The sequence below is a fragment of the Paracoccus aminovorans genome (assembly GCF_001546115.1).
GTDB lineage: Bacteria > Pseudomonadota > Alphaproteobacteria > Rhodobacterales > Rhodobacteraceae > Paracoccus > Paracoccus aminovorans_B.
The window spans coordinates 85,045-99,549 of sequence record NZ_KQ955210.1; the positions used below are offsets into that span (position 1 = coordinate 85,045).

A 14,505-nucleotide genomic window follows, 5' to 3' on the forward strand; every position below is an offset into this window, starting at 1 on the left:
CGACCGGGCAATCGGCGCGGGGCTCAGCCGCCTTCGGCGATCCGCGTGACCTCGGCATGGCTGCGGCTGAAATCGCCGCGCCAGGCGTCGCGAATCGCCAGGCGGATCAGCTTGCGGCAGACCTGCCTTTCGGCCTCGGGCAGCGAGCCGCCGGTCGCGAGCCATTTCGGCAGCATCAGGGCCATCAGCAGCGGGAACAGCACCGGCCCGGCGGCACGGCGATAGATCAGCCAGCGGTTGCGGGTGTTGTAATAGATCTTCCAGAACGGTCGCGGGATGGCGCCGGCGATCTGGGTGGCGCATTCATGCTCGAAGGTCAGGTCGGGGGCGAAGAGCAGCCGTCCCCCGGCCTGGGTCAGGCCCAGCGTATAAAGCACGTCGTCGCCATAGATGAACAGCCGACCGTCGGGATAGCCGGCCCGCGCCACGCCCGCGCGCGAGATGAAGAAGCCGACGAAGGAGGTGCCGTCCAGCACCCGGTCGGTGCCGGGCGCATAGGCGCTGTCGGGAATGTGAAAGGCGGCGCGGCCGCCGCCGGCCAGCACGCGCAGCAACACCGGCAGGCTGGCAAAGGGATTGACCCAGGGCCGGTTCATCTCGCAGATGCCGCCATCCGGGAAACGCACCGCCGCCGCCAGCGCCTGGGCCCCAGGCCAGCGCCCGCTGGCGAGCCCCGCGCGGAAGGCCGCGAGGGCGCCGGGCTGCGGGCGGGCGTCGTCGTCCATCAGCACCAGCCAGTCGGGATCGAAGCGTGCCTGCGCCTCGCGCATGCCGGTCTCGAACCCCAGGGCGCCGCCGCCGTTGCGATCCATCTCGATCACCGCCAGCCGCGGCTCGTCCAGCGTCGCCAGCCACGCGCGGGTGCCGTCGGTCGAGCCGTTCTCGATCACCAGCACATGGTCCAGCGGCTCGGCCAGAAGCCGCGCCAGCGTCTTCTGCAGCGCCGCCCGGCGGTTGAAGGTGACGACGACGGCCGTGACCACCGGGGCAGGGGGATCGGTGGGGTGCAAGGTTACAGCCGCATCTCGGTCACGACGCGGGCCGCGAACAGCCGCTCGACATCCTCGCCCCGGCAAAGTTCGCTGGCGGGAGTCTGCACGGTCGCGGATGCGGCGGCGGCGGCCAGCCCCAGGGCGTCGGGCACCGGCCAGCCCCGGGCATAGCCCAGCACGAAGCCGGCGAGGAAGCTGTCGCCGGCGCCGACCTTGCTGACGATGGGCACGCGCGCCGCCTCGGCATGCCAGAGGCCGTCGCGCGTGGCGATGATATTGCCGTCGCGGCCGCGCGCCACGATCACCGCATGCGCCGCGCCCGAGGCGACCAGCCCGGCCGCGAAGCGCGCCGTGTCCAGGCGATAGGGCAGGGCATGGCCGGCCAGCCCCTCGGCCTCGGCATCGTCCATGCGCAGGATCTCGACCCGGCGGTCGACCACGGCGGCGGCCATGGCCAGCGCCTCGCCCGAGGTATCGACCACCAGCCGTGCGCCCGAACCCTGCAGCCGCTCGGCCAGTTGCGCGGCAAAGCCCGCCGGCACCCCCGGAGGGTTCGAGCCCGAGAGCACCACCAGCGCATCGGGGGCAGCGGCCGCGACGGCGGCCTGCAAGGCAGCCTCGACGTTCGCGCTCGACCATTCCGGCCCGGGCATGACAAAGCGGTATTGCTGGCCCAGGGCCTGGTCGTCCACGGTCACCGACTGCCGGGTCTCGCCCGGGGCGGGCAGCGTCACCAGGGGCACGCCCGCCTCGGCCAGCAGCGCCGCCAGCCGCTCGCCGGTCGCGCCGCCAAGCGCCACCAGCGCCGTGCTCTCGCCGCCCATGGCGCGGATCGCCCGGCTGACGTTAATGCCGCCGCCGCCCGGATCGAAGCGCGGCGCGGTGCAGCGCAGCTTGCCGTCCGGCACCACGCGCGGGGCCGAGGTGGTCAGGTCCAGCGCCGGGTTCAGGGTGATGGTCAGGATCGGCGCCTGGTGCATCATTCCCACCAGCGGTCGATGGCGGCGATGTCGTCGTCGGACCAGCCGAAGTGATGGGCGAATTCGTGGACCACGACATGGGCGACCAGCTGGCCCAGGGTCACGTCGCCGCGGCTGGCCCATTCGTCCAGGATGGCGCGGCGGAACAGCCAGACGGTGTCGGGGAAATGCTGCGGCTCGCTGGCGGATTTCTCGGTCATCGGCACGCCGTCGTAAAGCCCGGTCAGCTCCAGCGGGTCGTCGATCTGCAACTCGTCCAGGAATTCCTCGCCGGCGAATTCCTCGACCCGCAGCACCACCGCGCGCGCAGGGCCGGCGAATTCCGGGGGCAGGGCGGCGATGGCCTCGCGCGCCAGTTCCTCGATCGCGCCCGCGTCGGGGGCCTCGGCGTTCTTCCAGTCAAGCATTGGCTAACCTCGTCTTTGGCCCTGATATGGACAAAAACCGCCGTTTGTGAAAGAGCGAAGCCGACAGGAGACCTCCCATGACCACCACCCGTTTCGCCCCTTCGCCCACCGGCCACATCCATGTCGGCAACCTGCGCACGGCGCTGATGAACTATCTGATCGCACGCAAGGCGGGCGGCACCTTCATCCTGCGGCTGGACGATACCGACCGCGAGCGCAGCAAGCAGGAATATGCCGACGGCATCCAGCGCGACCTGGAATGGCTGGGCCTGACCTGGGACCGGATCGAGCGGCAGTCGGACCGGCTTGACCGCTATGCCGAGGCGGCCGAGGGGCTGCGCGGCGAGGGTCGGCTCTATGAGGTGTTCGAGACTCCGACCGAGCTGGACCTGAAACGCAAGAAGCAGCTGAACATGGGCAAGCCGCCGGTCTATGACCGCGCCGGGCTGAACCTTTCGGACGCCGACAAGGACCGGCTGCGGGCCGAGGGCCGCGACGGCTATTGGCGCTTCCTGCTGGACCAGGAGCGGATCGAGTGGCCGGACGGCATCCTGGGCGATATTTCCATCGACGCGGCCTCGGTTTCGGACCCGGTGCTGATCCGCGCCGACGGGCAGGTGCTTTATACCTTTGCCAGTTCGGTCGATGACGCCGACATGGGCGTGACCCATATCGTGCGCGGCGCCGACCATGTGACGAATACCGCGACGCAGATCCAGATCATCCGCGCGCTAGGGGCCACGCCGCCGGCCTTTGCCCATCACAGCCTGCTGACCGGCGCGCAGGGCGAGGAACTGTCCAAGCGCCTGGGCGTGCTGGCGATCAAGGACCTGCGCGAGTCGGGGGTGGCGCCCGAGGCGCTGTTGTCGCTGATGGCGCGGCTGGGCTCCTCGCAGCCGGTCGAGCTGAAGATGTCGCTGGATGAGCTGGCTGCCGGCTTCGAGCTGTCGCAGTTCGGCGCCTCGCCCACCAAGTTTGACGCCGAGGATCTGTGGCCGCTGACGCGCGAGGCGAACCAGGCGCGGCCGTTCTCCGAGGTCAAGGACCGCATCGCCGCGCTGGGCGTGCCGGCCGAGCTGGCCGAGCGGTTCTGGCGCGTCGCCTCGCAGAACATCACCAGGCTGGACGATCTGGCCGGCTGGTGGGAGATCTTCTCGAAGGGTGCCGAGCCGCAGATCGACGCGGAGGACGCCGATTTCATCGCCCAGGCCATGACGCTGCTGCCGCCGCCGCCCTATACCGACGCGAGCTGGGGCGAATTCACCGCGGCCGTGAAAGAGGCCACCGGGCGCAAGGGCAAGGGCCTGTTCATGCCGCTGAGGAAGGCGCTGACCGGCCAGGCGCATGGCCCGGACATGTCGGATGTGATGCCGCTTCTGCAGGTGGTGCGGGCACGCGGCTGAACCCGGTTTACCGCCACGGCGAACAGGTCGTCCCGTCGGGGCGGCCTTTTCGCTTCGGGCTTTACGGCGAAATCCTAGCGTCTGACTGGTGACGCATGCCGACCTTACATCACACGCTCAAAGATGCGGGGATTTGCGCATTTCATCCAGAAGGAGATCTGCGACGGGTTGCGCCGAGGCTAGGCAAGGTCCGGTTTGCGGGCAAGAACTGGGACGCAGCATGGTGGCCCCTCCAACTGGACAATCGGATGGATGACTTGCGGCATCCATCCGATCATGCGGAGCACAGGTAACACGGAACCATTCAACTCTGGTAAACAAACAACCACTTACAGAGTAACGCCTGTATGCTCTGCCTCGAGTGGAATGTGAACCTGTCCATAAGTTAGTTCAGTTGTATGGGGCGCATGGCGGCCTTGCAGTGGACGCCGGGGCGGATCAGCGTCACACGCGCCGGCCGCCGCGATCACGCGGGATATGAGCAATTTTAGCGAGTTCAAGGTCTTGTCATGCAGGAACTTGCCGAACTGATCGGCGTCCGAGCGTCACGCTGTCCAAGAAGCAGGCGGCCGCACCTACCCGGCAGGTCTGGTTCAACACGAAGCCATGCGTTGAGTGTCGCGATCTAGCCGCGCTGATGGCACGGCCGGACCGGCCGATGGTTATGCCCCCCGGCCGGTATCGACTGGACCGACTTCTGTGCCGCACTCGAATATCGCGAGGCAATGCCGAACTGTGCTCAGCGCTTCGGTAGACATCGGCGATTGCGGCGCCTTGGGCCCAGCACACCGGTATCTCGCGCGACATGGGGGCATGTCCTGGACGGTGAGCTGGACGACAGCCGCCTGGCCGGCAACGGCGACGGCCGTGCCTGCGCTACCGGAACCCGAATCTTGCCGCGTCGCGGCGCGCTTTTTCGTGGCGGCGCGGCATGGCGACGGGGCGCCGATTCTGCCTTCCTCCTTGCTATGGACGGCGAAATCCCCTAGCTAGCGCGCTGAAACAGGCGGGGGCGCGGGCGCAGGCTTTGCTGCCGTCCCGGGGGCGGGGCCTCCTCCCGCGGCATGGTTGGATGAAGGAAGACAAATGCAGGTCAAGGAAACCCAGAACGAAGGGCTGAAGCGCGGCTATGAGTTCACCCTGCCGGCGGCCGATCTGGCGGCGCAGGTGGACGCGAAGCTGAAAGAGGCCCAGCCCGAAGTCGAGATGAAGGGCTTCCGCAAGGGCAAGGTGCCGATGGCGATGCTGAAGAAGCAGTTCGGCCAGCGCATCATGGGCGACGCCATGCAGGAGGCCATCGATGGCGCCCTGCGCACGCATCTGGAAAAATCCGGCGACCGCCCGGCCGTGCAGCCCAAGATCGAGATGGTGGGCGGCGAGACCTGGAAGGAAGGCGACGACGTGGTCGTGACGGTGGCCTACGAGGCCCTGCCGGCGATCCCGGAAGCCGACCTGTCCGGCATCGAGCTGGAGCGCCTGGTGGTGTCCGCCAGCGACGAGCAGGTGAACGAGGCGCTGGAGAACCTGGCCAAGAACGCCCAGTCCTTCGAGGACCGCAAGAAGGGCACCAAGGCCAAGGACGGCGACCAGGTCGTGATCGACTTCAAGGGCATGGTCGACGGCGAGGCCTTCGAGGGCGGCGCGGCCGAGGATTACCCGCTGGTTCTGGGCTCGGGCAGCTTCATCCCCGGCTTCGAAGAGCAGCTGGTCGGCGCCAAGGCCGGTGACGAGGTCAAGGTCGAGGTCAAGTTCCCCGAGGAATACGGCGCCCCGAACCTGGCCGGCAAGGACGCGGTCTTCGAAACCACGGTGAAGGCCGTCAAGGCGCCGAAAGCCGCCGAGCTGGACGACGAGTTGGCGAAGAAATTCGGCGCCGAGAGCCTCGACGCGCTGAAGGCCCAGATCCGCGAGCGGCTGGAGGCCGAATACAAGGGCGCCTCGCGCCAGGTGCTGAAGCGGGCGCTGCTGGACAAGCTGGACGCGCTGGTCAAGTTCGACCTGCCCGAATCGCTGGTCGAGGCCGAGGCGCATCAGATCGCGCATCAACTCTATCACGAGGAGCATCCGGACGATCACGGCCACAACCATGGCGAGATCGAGCCGACGGACGAGCACAAGGCGCTGGCCGAGCGCCGTGTGCGTCTGGGCCTTTTGCTGGCCGAGATCGGCCAGAAGGCCGAGATCACCGTCTCGGACCAGGAGATGACCCAGGCGGTGCTGCGCCAGGCCCGGCAATATCCGGGGCAGGAGCGCGCCTTCTTCGAGTTCATCCAGCAGAACCCGCAGGCCCAGCAGCAGCTGCGCGCGCCGATCTTCGAGGACAAGGTCATCGACCATATCGTCGAGGGCGCCAAGGTCTCGGACAAGGACGTCAGCAAGGAAGAGCTGGAAAAGGCCATCGAGGCGCTGGATCAGGTCTGATCCTCAGCCGATGCCCGCATGGGAAAGGCCGCCTCTCGGGGCGGCCTTTTGCTTTTCTCGCGCCTTCGGGGTGGCGGCGCGGTCGCCGGAGTATTTGGAAAACAGTGAAGGCGCCTAGAGCCGGTGCATGCGCGGGTCATGGTCCTGCGGCGTGTCGGCGTCGGGGCCGTCCAGCGGATCGTGGGTCAGCGGGTCGTCGCGCAGGTCGGGCATATGAACGCCGTGGCGGTCGTCGGGGCGCGGCGGATCGCGGCGCGGCCGGTCGGACCCGGCGGGGCGGCTGCGGCCCAGGATGTCCTGCACCAGCGCGGCGGCGTCGCCGAATTCGCGCATGATGTCGCTGGCCTGGGCGGCCACGGTGCGAAAGCCGGTCATGCCGGCGGTCAGCGCCTGCATGACATTGTCCACGCCCTTGGTCAGGCTGGCGGTGTTGGCCTCGATCTCCTGCATCAGCCCGACGCGCGGGGCGGGTTTGCGCGGGCGCGGGCGGGCCTGGGCCGCCGCGGCGCGCAGCTGTTCGGCGCGGGCATCCTCGGCGCGTTCGCGGCTCTCGGCGCGGCGGCGCAACGCCTCGCGCTCGGCATCCGGCATCGCGGCCATGCGCGGCGCCATGGGCGGCAAATCGCGGTGCGGCCTGGGGTCCGAGAGGGCGTGCATGACCTGGCGCGCGGCGATCACCGTGCCGGCGGTCAGGGCGGCGGCGGTCAGCGCCGTGCCGCCCCAGACCAGCCATCTGGCGCTGCGCGAGGGTTGCGGCCAGGGCCGGCTGCCGTCGGGCGAGACCCGACCATGCGGCGGGATGCGGCGCGATTCGGGTGCGTCATGCGGGCCGCGGTGTCCCGGCGGCACCGGGCGCGGCCCGAAGCGGGTGTCGGTGGGCGCATCGGCCTCGGTCCGGCGGATCGGGCGGGGGGAGTCGGGCTCGTGATGCATCGGGAATCCTTTCGCGGGTGGCGCTTTGCGGATCAAACCCGCCAGCCCGGCGAATGTTCCGTCCCGGCCTGCGCGCGGCGCGTGCGGAACGGCCATGAAAAAACGCGCCGGGTTGCGGCGCGTTTCCTGTCTTTCGGCGATGACCGGCGATCAGTTCGCGGCATCGTCCTCGTCGCGGCCGGCCGAGCCGATCTCGTCGAAGAGTTCGGCGATCTCGAAATCGGCGGCGGCATCGGCTTCCGCGGCCAGTTCCTGGATCGACTTGCCGGTGGCTTGCAGCTCGGCTTCCTCGGCCGAACGGGCGACGTTCAGCTTGATGGTCACGTCGACTTCCGGGTGCAGGTGCACGCGGACCTCGTGCAGGCCCAGCTCCTTGATCGGGGCGGTCAGGACGACCTGACGGCGCTCGACCGCGAAGCCTTCGGCATTGGCGGCATCGGCGGCGTCACGCGGGGTAACCGAGCCGTAGAGCGCGCCGGCGTCCGAAGCCGAGCGGATGATGACGAAGCTCTGGCCGTCGAGTTTCTCGGCCAGCTTCTGCGCCTCGGCGCGGGTTTCGTCGTTGCGGACGGCCAGTTCGGCCTTGCGCTCTTCGAAGGCCGCGATATTGGCTTCCGAGGCCCGCAGCGCCTTGCCCTGCGGCAGCAGGTAGTTGCGCGCGAAGCCCTCTTTGACCTTCACGACTTCGCCCATCTGGCCCAGCTTGGCCACACGTTCCAGCAGGATGACTTGCATGTTCGTCTCTCCTTACTTCACGGCATAGGGAAGCAGGGCGAGGAAGCGGGCGCGCTTGATGGCGCGCGCGAGTTCGCGCTGCTTCTTGGCCGAGACGGCGGTGATGCGCGAGGGCACGATCTTGCCGCGTTCGCTGATGTAGCGCTGCAGCAGGCGGGTGTCCTTGTAGTCGATGGCGGGGGCGTTGTCGCCCGAGAAGGGGCAGACTTTCCGGCGGCGGAAGAAGGGTTTGTTGGCCATGATATGCGTCCTTTCCCTCAGTTCCGGTCGTCGCGGTCGCGACGCTCGCGGCGCTCGCCGCGATCACCACGGTCGCCGTCGCGGTCGCGGCGCTCGCCACGGTCCCCGCGGTCGCCACGATCCCCGCGCTCGCGCTCGTCGCGCTTCTGCATCTGGATCGAGGGGCCTTCCTTGTGCTCGTCCACGCGGACGGTCAGCACGCGCATGACGTCGTCATGCAGGCGGGCCAGACGCTCCATCTCCTGCACGGCGGCCGAGGGCGCGTCCGAACGCAGGAAGGCGTAATGGCCCTTGCGGTTCTTGTTGATCTTGTAGGCCAGGGTGCGCACGCCCCAGTATTCGTTCTCGACCACCTTGCCGCCGTTGTCGGCCAGCACGGTCGAAAAATGTTCGATCAGCCCTTCGGCCTGCGTGTTCGACAGGTCCTGGCGGGCGATCAGCACATGCTCGTAAAGCGGCATGTCTGTTCCTTTTTCAGGGCGCATTTCAACGACGGGACAACCCATTCCGCGCCCCGTCACGAGAGGCTGCGCCGGTTTCGTGTCTGCGGAAGGATGCGGCCTTATACAGGCGCGGGCGGCGGATGCAAGACGAAAGGCGATCGTCGCCGCTGCGGCGATACTGTTTCCCCGGTGCGGGCCAACACGAAATTGTCAGGCAAATGCAAGGAAACCTTTGTTGTCATTGGCGCCTTCCCTGTGGGAACCATTCATGAGCAATTCAGTCGGAGCTTGACCTATGAAATCCGTTTTCGTCCCTGCCGCCGCCCTGGCCCTGTTCAGCGCGGGCGCCGCGATGGCCGCGCCGGTGCAATACGACTTTGACCCCGCGCACAGCCAGGTGGTCTTCGAATACAGCCACCTAGGCTTTTCCAACAGCACCGGCATCGTCAACGGCCTGACCGGCAAGCTGGTGCTCGATGCCGAGAACCCGGCCAATTCCAGCGTCGAGGCGACCATCCCGCTGTCGGGCCTGCACATGATCGCGCCGGAACTGGACGAGCATATCTTCGGCAAGGACTTCCTCAACACCGACAAGAGCGGCGCGGTCGCGACCTTCAAGTCGACCAAGGTCGAGCCGGACGGCGACAAGGAAGCCAAGGTCACCGGCGACTTCACCCTGAACGGCGTGACCAAGCAGATCGTGCTGGACGTGGACCTGAACAAGCTCGGCGCCCATCCGATGAGCGGCAAGGAATCCGCCGGTTTCGACGCCGAGACCGAGATCAAGCGCAGCGAGTTCAACCTGGGCCAGTTCGCCCCGGCCGTCGAGGACGAGGTCGAGATCAACATCACCGTCGAGGCGGTCAAGGCCGAGTAAGGCCGATCCGTTCCGAAACAGCGAAAAGGGGCCCGCATGGGCCCCTTTTCCGTTTCGCGCTGCGCGGCGCGCCCTACATCGGCGCCGGCAGCGGCGTCGTGTCGGTGCGCACCGGCAGCACCGGATGGGCGATCTGCGGCTGCTTGCCGGTGACCGCATGCAGGAAGGCCACGATGTCGTCCACCTGTTCGGGCGCGAGTTCCGTGCCCAGCTGCGACGAGGACATGATCTGCACCGCCTCCTTCAGGTCCCAGACCACGCCCGAATGGAAATAGGGCGCGGTCAGCGCGACATTGCGCAGCGGTGCGGCGCGGAAGACATATTCGTCATTGACCGTCTTCGTCACCTCGAACCGGCCGGTATCGCCCACCGGCAGCACCTCGGCCCCCGGCTTGGCGACCAGGCCGAACGGATAATAATCCTGTCCGCCGATGTTGCGGCCATAGTGGCAGGCGGTGCAGCCGGTATCCATGAAGGCCTGCAGCCCGCGTTTCTCCTGCTCGGTCATGGCCGAATCGTCGCCGTTCAGGAAGCGGTCGAAGGCGCTGTCCGGGGTGATCAGCGTCGCCTCGAACTGCTCGATGGCGGCGGCGAAATTGTCGAAGCTGACCGGCTCGCGCTCATCGGGGAAGGCGGCGCGGAACGCCTCGACATAGGCGGGCATCGAGTTCAGCGTGCGCACCACCTCGTCAGGGGTATTGCTCATCTCGACGCTGGCCTGCACCGGACCCTTGGCCTGCTCGGCCAGGTCGGGCGCGCGGCCGTCCCAGAACTGCGCGGCGTTGAAGATGGCGTTCAGCATGGTGGGCGCGTTCCGCGGCCCCTTCTGCCAGCCATGCCCGACCGAGGTCGGCAGCCCGTCCACGCCGCCCAGGCCGACGTTGTGGCAGGTCTGGCACGAGATCAGCCCCGAGCGCGACATGCGCGGGTCAAAGAACAGGGTCTTGCCAAGCTCGATCTTTTCCGTGGTCAGCGGGATGCCCTCGGGGGCGTCCTCGGTCTGCTTGATCGCGGTCAGCTCGGCGGGGATCGCCTCGAACACGCCCTTCGCTTCCTCGCGCAGGGCGCCGCTGTCGATGGCTGCGGTCTGGGCCAGGGCGGGCAGGGCCGCCAGGGTCAGCGCCGTTGCTGTCAGCAGGGGAACGAGTTTCACCTTTGTCTCCTTCTGTGGTCGTCGCGCGCAGCATGATGATCGCGCAAGGGCGGGCGCGGCGCCTTGATCTGGGTCACGCCCGCGCCCGCTTCCGCCTTGCCGCCCGCCGGATCACGGGATAATCCCGTGGCATGCTGCCGCAGGACCGCCTTTCCCAGATCGTCGCGCGTTTCGAATATCTCGAGGCGCGGCTCAATGCCGGCCCGGCGCCGGAGGAAATCGCCGGCATCAGCCGCGAATATGCCGAGCTGAAGCCGGTGGTGGCGCAGATCGCCGAATGGCGCGCCGCGCAGGACGGCATCACCGAGGCCCAGGCCATGCTGGCCGATCCCGAGATGCGCGAGCTGGCCACGGATGAGCTGGGCCGGCTGCGCGAGCTGCTGCCCGGGCTGGAACATGCGCTGCGCATCGCGCTTCTGCCCCGCGACGCGGCCGACGCCCGGCCGGCGATCCTGGAGATCCGCCCCGGCACCGGCGGCGAGGAGGCGGCGCTGTTCGCCGGCGACCTCCTGGCCATGTATCGCCGCTTTGCCGAATCGCAGGGCTGGCAGTTCCAGATGCTGGAGCTGGCCGAATCCGACCTGGGCGGCGTGCGCGAGGCCGTGGCCCGGATCGAGGGCGAGGGCGTCTTCGCCCGGCTGAAATACGAATCCGGCGTGCATCGCGTCCAGCGCGTGCCCGAAACCGAATCGGGCGGCCGCATCCATACCAGCGCCGCCACCGTCGCCGTGCTGCCCGAGGCCGAGGAGGTCGACATCGACATCCCCGCCGCCGAGATCCGCATCGACACCATGCGCGCCAGCGGCGCCGGCGGCCAGCACGTCAACACCACCGATTCGGCGGTGCGCATCACCCACCTGCCGACCGGCATCGTGGTGACCAGCTCCGAGAAATCCCAGCACCAGAACCGCGCCAACGCCATGGCCGTGCTGCGCGCCCGGCTCTATGACATGGAACGCTCGCGCGCCGATGCCGAGCGCGCGGCGGACCGCAAGTCGCAGGTCGGCTCGGGCGACCGCTCGGAACGCATCCGCACCTACAACTTCCCGCAGGGCCGGATGACCGATCACCGCATCGGCCTGACGCTTTACGCGCTGGACCGCATCATGCAGGGCGACCTGTCCGAGACGGTGGATGCGCTGGCCGCGCATGACCAGGCCGCCCGGCTGGCGGCGCAGGGCGACACGTGACCGGCGCCGAGGCGCTGCGGCAGGCGGCCGAGCGGTTGTCGCAGGCGGGCGTCGCGGATGCGGCGGGCGACTCGCGCCTGCTCTTGGCCCATGCGCTCGCCCTGCCGCGCCACCATCTCAGCGCCGCCTTGGCTGCGCCGCTGCCGCCCGAAGCCCTGCGACGTTTTGACGCAGCCGTCGCCGCCCGCGCCGCGCGCCAGCCGGTCAGCCAGATCCTCGGCCGCCGCGCCTTCTGGAAGCATGACTTCCGCGTCACCGCCGACACGCTGGACCCGCGCCCGGAAACCGAAACCCTGGTCGAGGCGGCGCTGGCGCAGCCCTTCGCCTCGGTCCTCGACCTGGGGACCGGGACGGGCGCCATCCTGATCTCGCTGCTGGCCGAGCGGCCGGGCGCGCGCGGCACCGGCACCGACATCTCGATGCCGGCGCTGGCGGTGGCGCGCGACAATGCCGCGCGGCTCGGCGTGCGCGCCGATTTCATACAATCTGACTGGTTTTCGGCGGTCTCGGGCGCGTTCGACCTGATCGTCTCGAACCCGCCCTATATCGCGCTGGCCGAGATGGCCGGCCTTGCCCCCGAGGTGCGCGACTGGGAGCCGCGCGGCGCCTTGACCGACGAGGGGGACGGGCTTTCGGCCTATCGCGCCATCGCCGCGGGGGCGCCCGCGCATCTGAACCCGGGCGGCCGGCTCATGGTCGAGATCGGCCCGACGCAAGGCGCGGCGGTCGCGGCGCTGATGGCGGCGGCCGGGCTGGAACAGCCGCGCATCCTGCCCGATCTCGACGGCCGCGACCGCGTGGTCATGGCCCGCAAGCCCGGCTGACCCGGCAAGGATCCGCGCGTTTTGCGCCATTCGATGCAGATTCCACTTGTAAGCGGCGATGCGGCGTGTTTATTCGCAGATGTGACGGGGGCGCTGCCCACGCATGGGTCAGCCATACTCAGATAACCCAGCACAATCCTGGCAAAGCGGGAAACGGAATTCCACCGCTCCCGTTCTGGACACTCGCTTCCGAGATGACCCCAACCTCAGCCGGACAAATCCGGACGAAACGACAACAAGCTGATGAGATCATCCAAATCCCGTTCGCGTAACAAGTCGAACCGCCAGCGCTCGCTGGGCAATATCGTCAACCGCGTCTTCGATTCCTCGGGCCCCGAGGGCAAGGTGCGCGGCACGCCCCAGCAGATCATCGAGAAATACCTGGCGCTGGCCCGCGACGCCCAGCTCTCCAATGACCGCGTGGCCGAGCAGAGCTTCCTGCAGCATGCCGAGCATTACACCCGCATGCTGGGCGAGGCGCAGCGCGAGCAGGCCGAGCGCCAGCAGCACCAGGCCCGAGACGACGATTTCCAGGACGGCAACGGCCATTCGGCCCAGTCCGAGAACGGCCAGAACGGCAACCGCCACGAGCGCCAGGATCGCCAGGACCGGAACGAGCGGCGCGACGACCGCCGCGACCAGCCGCGCGAGGAACGTCATCGCGACGACCGGCGCGAGGATCGCAACCGCGACGAGCGGCGCGACGACCGCAACCGCGACGACCGCCAGGCCGCGCGTGCCGAAGCCCCGGCGCCCGCCGGCCTGCCGCCGGTGATCGCCTCGGACGAGGACGCCGCCGGCCCGGTCGAGACCCCGGAAGCCGCCATCGCGCCCGAAGCCCCCGTCGCCGCCCCGGCCGAGCCTCAGCCGCCGGCCCCCGCAGCGGCCGAGCCCGCGCCGGAACTGGCGCTGGAGGAGCCCGCGGCCCCGGCGCCGCGTCGCCGCACGCGCCAGCCGGCCGCCGCCGCGGCTGCCTCCGCCGCAACCCCGGCGCCGCGCACCCCGCGCACCCGCCGCAAGCCGGCCGAGGGTGCCGAGAAGAAACCCGCGGCAAAGACCGACAAGGCTTCCGGCGAATAAGCCCTAGGTTCTGTGGACTCTTTGGATTTCCTATTCTGAGGAAAGATGGTTCAAGGTTTCTGTTGCAGGAGGTTTGCGATGGGAACCTTGGATCGGCTGGTGCTGTCGGACGGGCAATGGAACCGGATTTCCGGCCATATCAACGGGGACGAGCGGACACGGGGCAGCAGTGGTCGCGACAACCGGATGTTCGTGCGGACGGATTCGCCGTGGCATGACCTGCCGGACGTGTTCGGCTCGTGGAACAGCATGTTCCGCCGCTTCAGCCGATGGAGCCGGAAGGGGGTCTGGTGGCGGCTCTTCGCGGCGATGTCCGACGATCCCGATTTCGAATAGCTGATCGTGGACAGCCCGATCATCCGCGCCCACCAACACGCCGCTGGTGCAAAAGGGGGCTGAAGATCAGGCCCTTAGCCGGTGCCGCGGCGGGCTGAGCCCCAAGCTCCACCTGGCAGTGCGAGGCCTTGGCTGTCCGGTCCGCTTCACCCTGACCGCCGGGCAGAAGGGCGGCGCCCCGCAGGCCGAGGCGGATCGCCGACCTGCCTGCCGAGGTCGTCATGGCCGACACCGCCTATGACAGCGACCGCCTGCGTGAGGCGATCGCTAAGCAAGAAAGCTCTTGCCGTCATCCCTAAACAACCCGTCCCGGGCGCGCAAGCATCCCCTCGACAAGCATCTCTGTGCCCGGAGACATCCGATCGAATGCTGCTTCTCCAAGCTCAAGCAGTTCCGAAGGGTCGCCACGCGATACGAGAAAACCGCCAGAAACCACCTCGCCGCCATCACCATCGCTGCCATCGTCCTGTGGATCAAGGAAGTGTCCACAG

The 14,505-nt window shown here is 68.5% G+C and carries 14 protein-coding genes and 1 pseudogene; 7 read left to right on the top strand and 8 right to left on the bottom strand.

Annotated features, from left to right (window positions below):
* Window positions 1-23: 23 nt before the first annotated feature.
* Genes ASV56_RS18200 through ASV56_RS18210 form a run of 3 tightly spaced genes read right to left on the bottom strand, consistent with a single transcriptional unit; the run spans window position 24 to window position 2,379 of the window.
* Window positions 24-1,010: a glycosyltransferase gene (locus ASV56_RS18200; RefSeq protein ID WP_062563431.1), complete on the bottom strand. Its 987-nt coding sequence runs from the start codon at window positions 1,008-1,010 to the stop codon at window positions 24-26.
* A 2-nt stretch (window positions 1,011-1,012) separates the two neighbouring features.
* Window positions 1,013-1,972, bottom strand: a complete 960-nt coding sequence (locus ASV56_RS18205) for a 1-phosphofructokinase family hexose kinase (RefSeq protein WP_062563773.1) — start codon at window positions 1,970-1,972, stop codon at window positions 1,013-1,015.
* Entirely contained in the window at window positions 1,972-2,379 is a 408-nt protein-coding gene (locus ASV56_RS18210) for a metallopeptidase family protein (protein WP_062563432.1), read from the bottom strand. The genes ASV56_RS18205 and ASV56_RS18210 overlap by 1 nt, the downstream gene beginning before the upstream one ends.
* 77 nt (window positions 2,380-2,456) lie before the next feature.
* Here ASV56_RS18210 and gltX point away from each other — a divergent pair, with 77 nt between their 5' ends.
* On the top strand, window positions 2,457-3,782 hold the full coding sequence (gltX, locus tag ASV56_RS18215; RefSeq protein ID WP_062563433.1) for a glutamate--tRNA ligase: 1,326 nt from the start codon (window positions 2,457-2,459) through the stop codon (window positions 3,780-3,782).
* Window positions 3,783-4,868: 1,086 nt separating this feature from the next.
* Entirely contained in the window at window positions 4,869-6,203 is a 1,335-nt protein-coding gene (tig, locus tag ASV56_RS18220; RefSeq protein WP_062563434.1) for a trigger factor, read from the top strand.
* Window positions 6,204-6,317: 114 nt separating this feature from the next.
* On the opposite strand, the gene ASV56_RS18225 is transcribed toward tig, so the two are convergent.
* From ASV56_RS18225 to rpsF, 4 genes are all read right to left on the bottom strand, one after another.
* A complete protein-coding gene (locus ASV56_RS18225; protein ID WP_062563435.1) occupies window positions 6,318-7,136 on the bottom strand; it encodes a hypothetical protein in 819 nt (272 codons plus the stop codon).
* Between the two features lie 150 nt (window positions 7,137-7,286).
* Entirely contained in the window at window positions 7,287-7,871 is a 585-nt protein-coding gene (rplI, locus tag ASV56_RS18230; protein WP_062563436.1) for a 50S ribosomal protein L9, read from the bottom strand.
* Between the two features lie 12 nt (window positions 7,872-7,883).
* Complete coding sequence (gene rpsR, locus ASV56_RS18235; protein ID WP_011747229.1) at window positions 7,884-8,111, bottom strand: 30S ribosomal protein S18; 228 nt, start codon at window positions 8,109-8,111, stop codon at window positions 7,884-7,886.
* Window positions 8,112-8,128: 17 nt separating this feature from the next.
* Complete coding sequence (gene rpsF, locus ASV56_RS18240; protein WP_062563437.1) at window positions 8,129-8,572, bottom strand: 30S ribosomal protein S6; 444 nt, start codon at window positions 8,570-8,572, stop codon at window positions 8,129-8,131.
* Window positions 8,573-8,849: 277 nt separating this feature from the next.
* Here rpsF and ASV56_RS18245 point away from each other — a divergent pair, with 277 nt between their 5' ends.
* Complete coding sequence (locus tag ASV56_RS18245; RefSeq protein WP_062563438.1) at window positions 8,850-9,431, top strand: YceI family protein; 582 nt, start codon at window positions 8,850-8,852, stop codon at window positions 9,429-9,431.
* 73 nt (window positions 9,432-9,504) lie between these two features.
* On the opposite strand, the gene ASV56_RS18250 is transcribed toward ASV56_RS18245, so the two are convergent.
* The gene (locus tag ASV56_RS18250; protein ID WP_062563439.1) at window positions 9,505-10,584 is read right to left on the bottom strand and encodes a cytochrome-c peroxidase; all 1,080 of its coding nucleotides are present in this window, start codon (window positions 10,582-10,584) and stop codon (window positions 9,505-9,507) included.
* A 131-nt stretch (window positions 10,585-10,715) separates the two neighbouring features.
* Between ASV56_RS18250 and prfA the strand changes: the two genes are divergently transcribed.
* The 4 genes and pseudogenes from prfA to ASV56_RS23075 form a co-directional block, all read left to right on the top strand.
* Entirely contained in the window at window positions 10,716-11,774 is a 1,059-nt protein-coding gene (gene prfA, locus ASV56_RS18255) for a peptide chain release factor 1 (RefSeq protein WP_062563440.1), read from the top strand.
* The gene (gene prmC, locus ASV56_RS18260) at window positions 11,771-12,598 is read left to right on the top strand and encodes a peptide chain release factor N(5)-glutamine methyltransferase (RefSeq protein WP_062563441.1); all 828 of its coding nucleotides are present in this window, start codon (window positions 11,771-11,773) and stop codon (window positions 12,596-12,598) included. Before prfA ends, prmC begins: the two co-directional genes overlap by 4 nt.
* Before the next feature lie 243 nt (window positions 12,599-12,841).
* Window positions 12,842-13,678, top strand: a complete 837-nt coding sequence (locus tag ASV56_RS18265; RefSeq protein ID WP_062563442.1) for a DUF4167 domain-containing protein — start codon at window positions 12,842-12,844, stop codon at window positions 13,676-13,678.
* A gap of 78 nt (window positions 13,679-13,756) precedes the next feature.
* Window positions 13,757-14,492 (top strand): annotated as a pseudogene (locus tag ASV56_RS23075) (IS5 family transposase); the annotation flags it as partial.
* Window positions 14,493-14,505: the final 13 nt, after the last annotated feature.

Excerpts from the sequence above, each read along its gene's own strand:
- prfA (WP_062563440.1), top strand. The coding sequence starts at position 10,716 with ATGCTGCCGCAGGACCGCCTTTCCCAGATCGTCGCGCGTTTCGAATAT.
- ASV56_RS18245 (WP_062563438.1), top strand. The coding sequence starts at position 8,850 with ATGAAATCCGTTTTCGTCCCTGCCGCCGCCCTGGCCCTGTTCAGCGCG.
- tig (WP_062563434.1), top strand. The coding sequence starts at position 4,869 with ATGCAGGTCAAGGAAACCCAGAACGAAGGGCTGAAGCGCGGCTATGAG.
- ASV56_RS18265 (WP_062563442.1), top strand. The coding sequence starts at position 12,842 with ATGAGATCATCCAAATCCCGTTCGCGTAACAAGTCGAACCGCCAGCGC.
- rpsR (WP_011747229.1), bottom strand. The coding sequence starts at position 8,111 with ATGGCCAACAAACCCTTCTTCCGCCGCCGGAAAGTCTGCCCCTTCTCG.
- ASV56_RS18210 (WP_062563432.1), bottom strand. The coding sequence starts at position 2,379 with ATGCTTGACTGGAAGAACGCCGAGGCCCCCGACGCGGGCGCGATCGAG.
- rplI (WP_062563436.1), bottom strand. The coding sequence starts at position 7,871 with ATGCAAGTCATCCTGCTGGAACGTGTGGCCAAGCTGGGCCAGATGGGC.
- rpsF (WP_062563437.1), bottom strand. The coding sequence starts at position 8,572 with ATGCCGCTTTACGAGCATGTGCTGATCGCCCGCCAGGACCTGTCGAAC.
- ASV56_RS18205 (WP_062563773.1), bottom strand. The coding sequence starts at position 1,972 with ATGCACCAGGCGCCGATCCTGACCATCACCCTGAACCCGGCGCTGGAC.
- gltX (WP_062563433.1), top strand. The coding sequence starts at position 2,457 with ATGACCACCACCCGTTTCGCCCCTTCGCCCACCGGCCACATCCATGTC.
- ASV56_RS18225 (WP_062563435.1), bottom strand. The coding sequence starts at position 7,136 with ATGCATCACGAGCCCGACTCCCCCCGCCCGATCCGCCGGACCGAGGCC.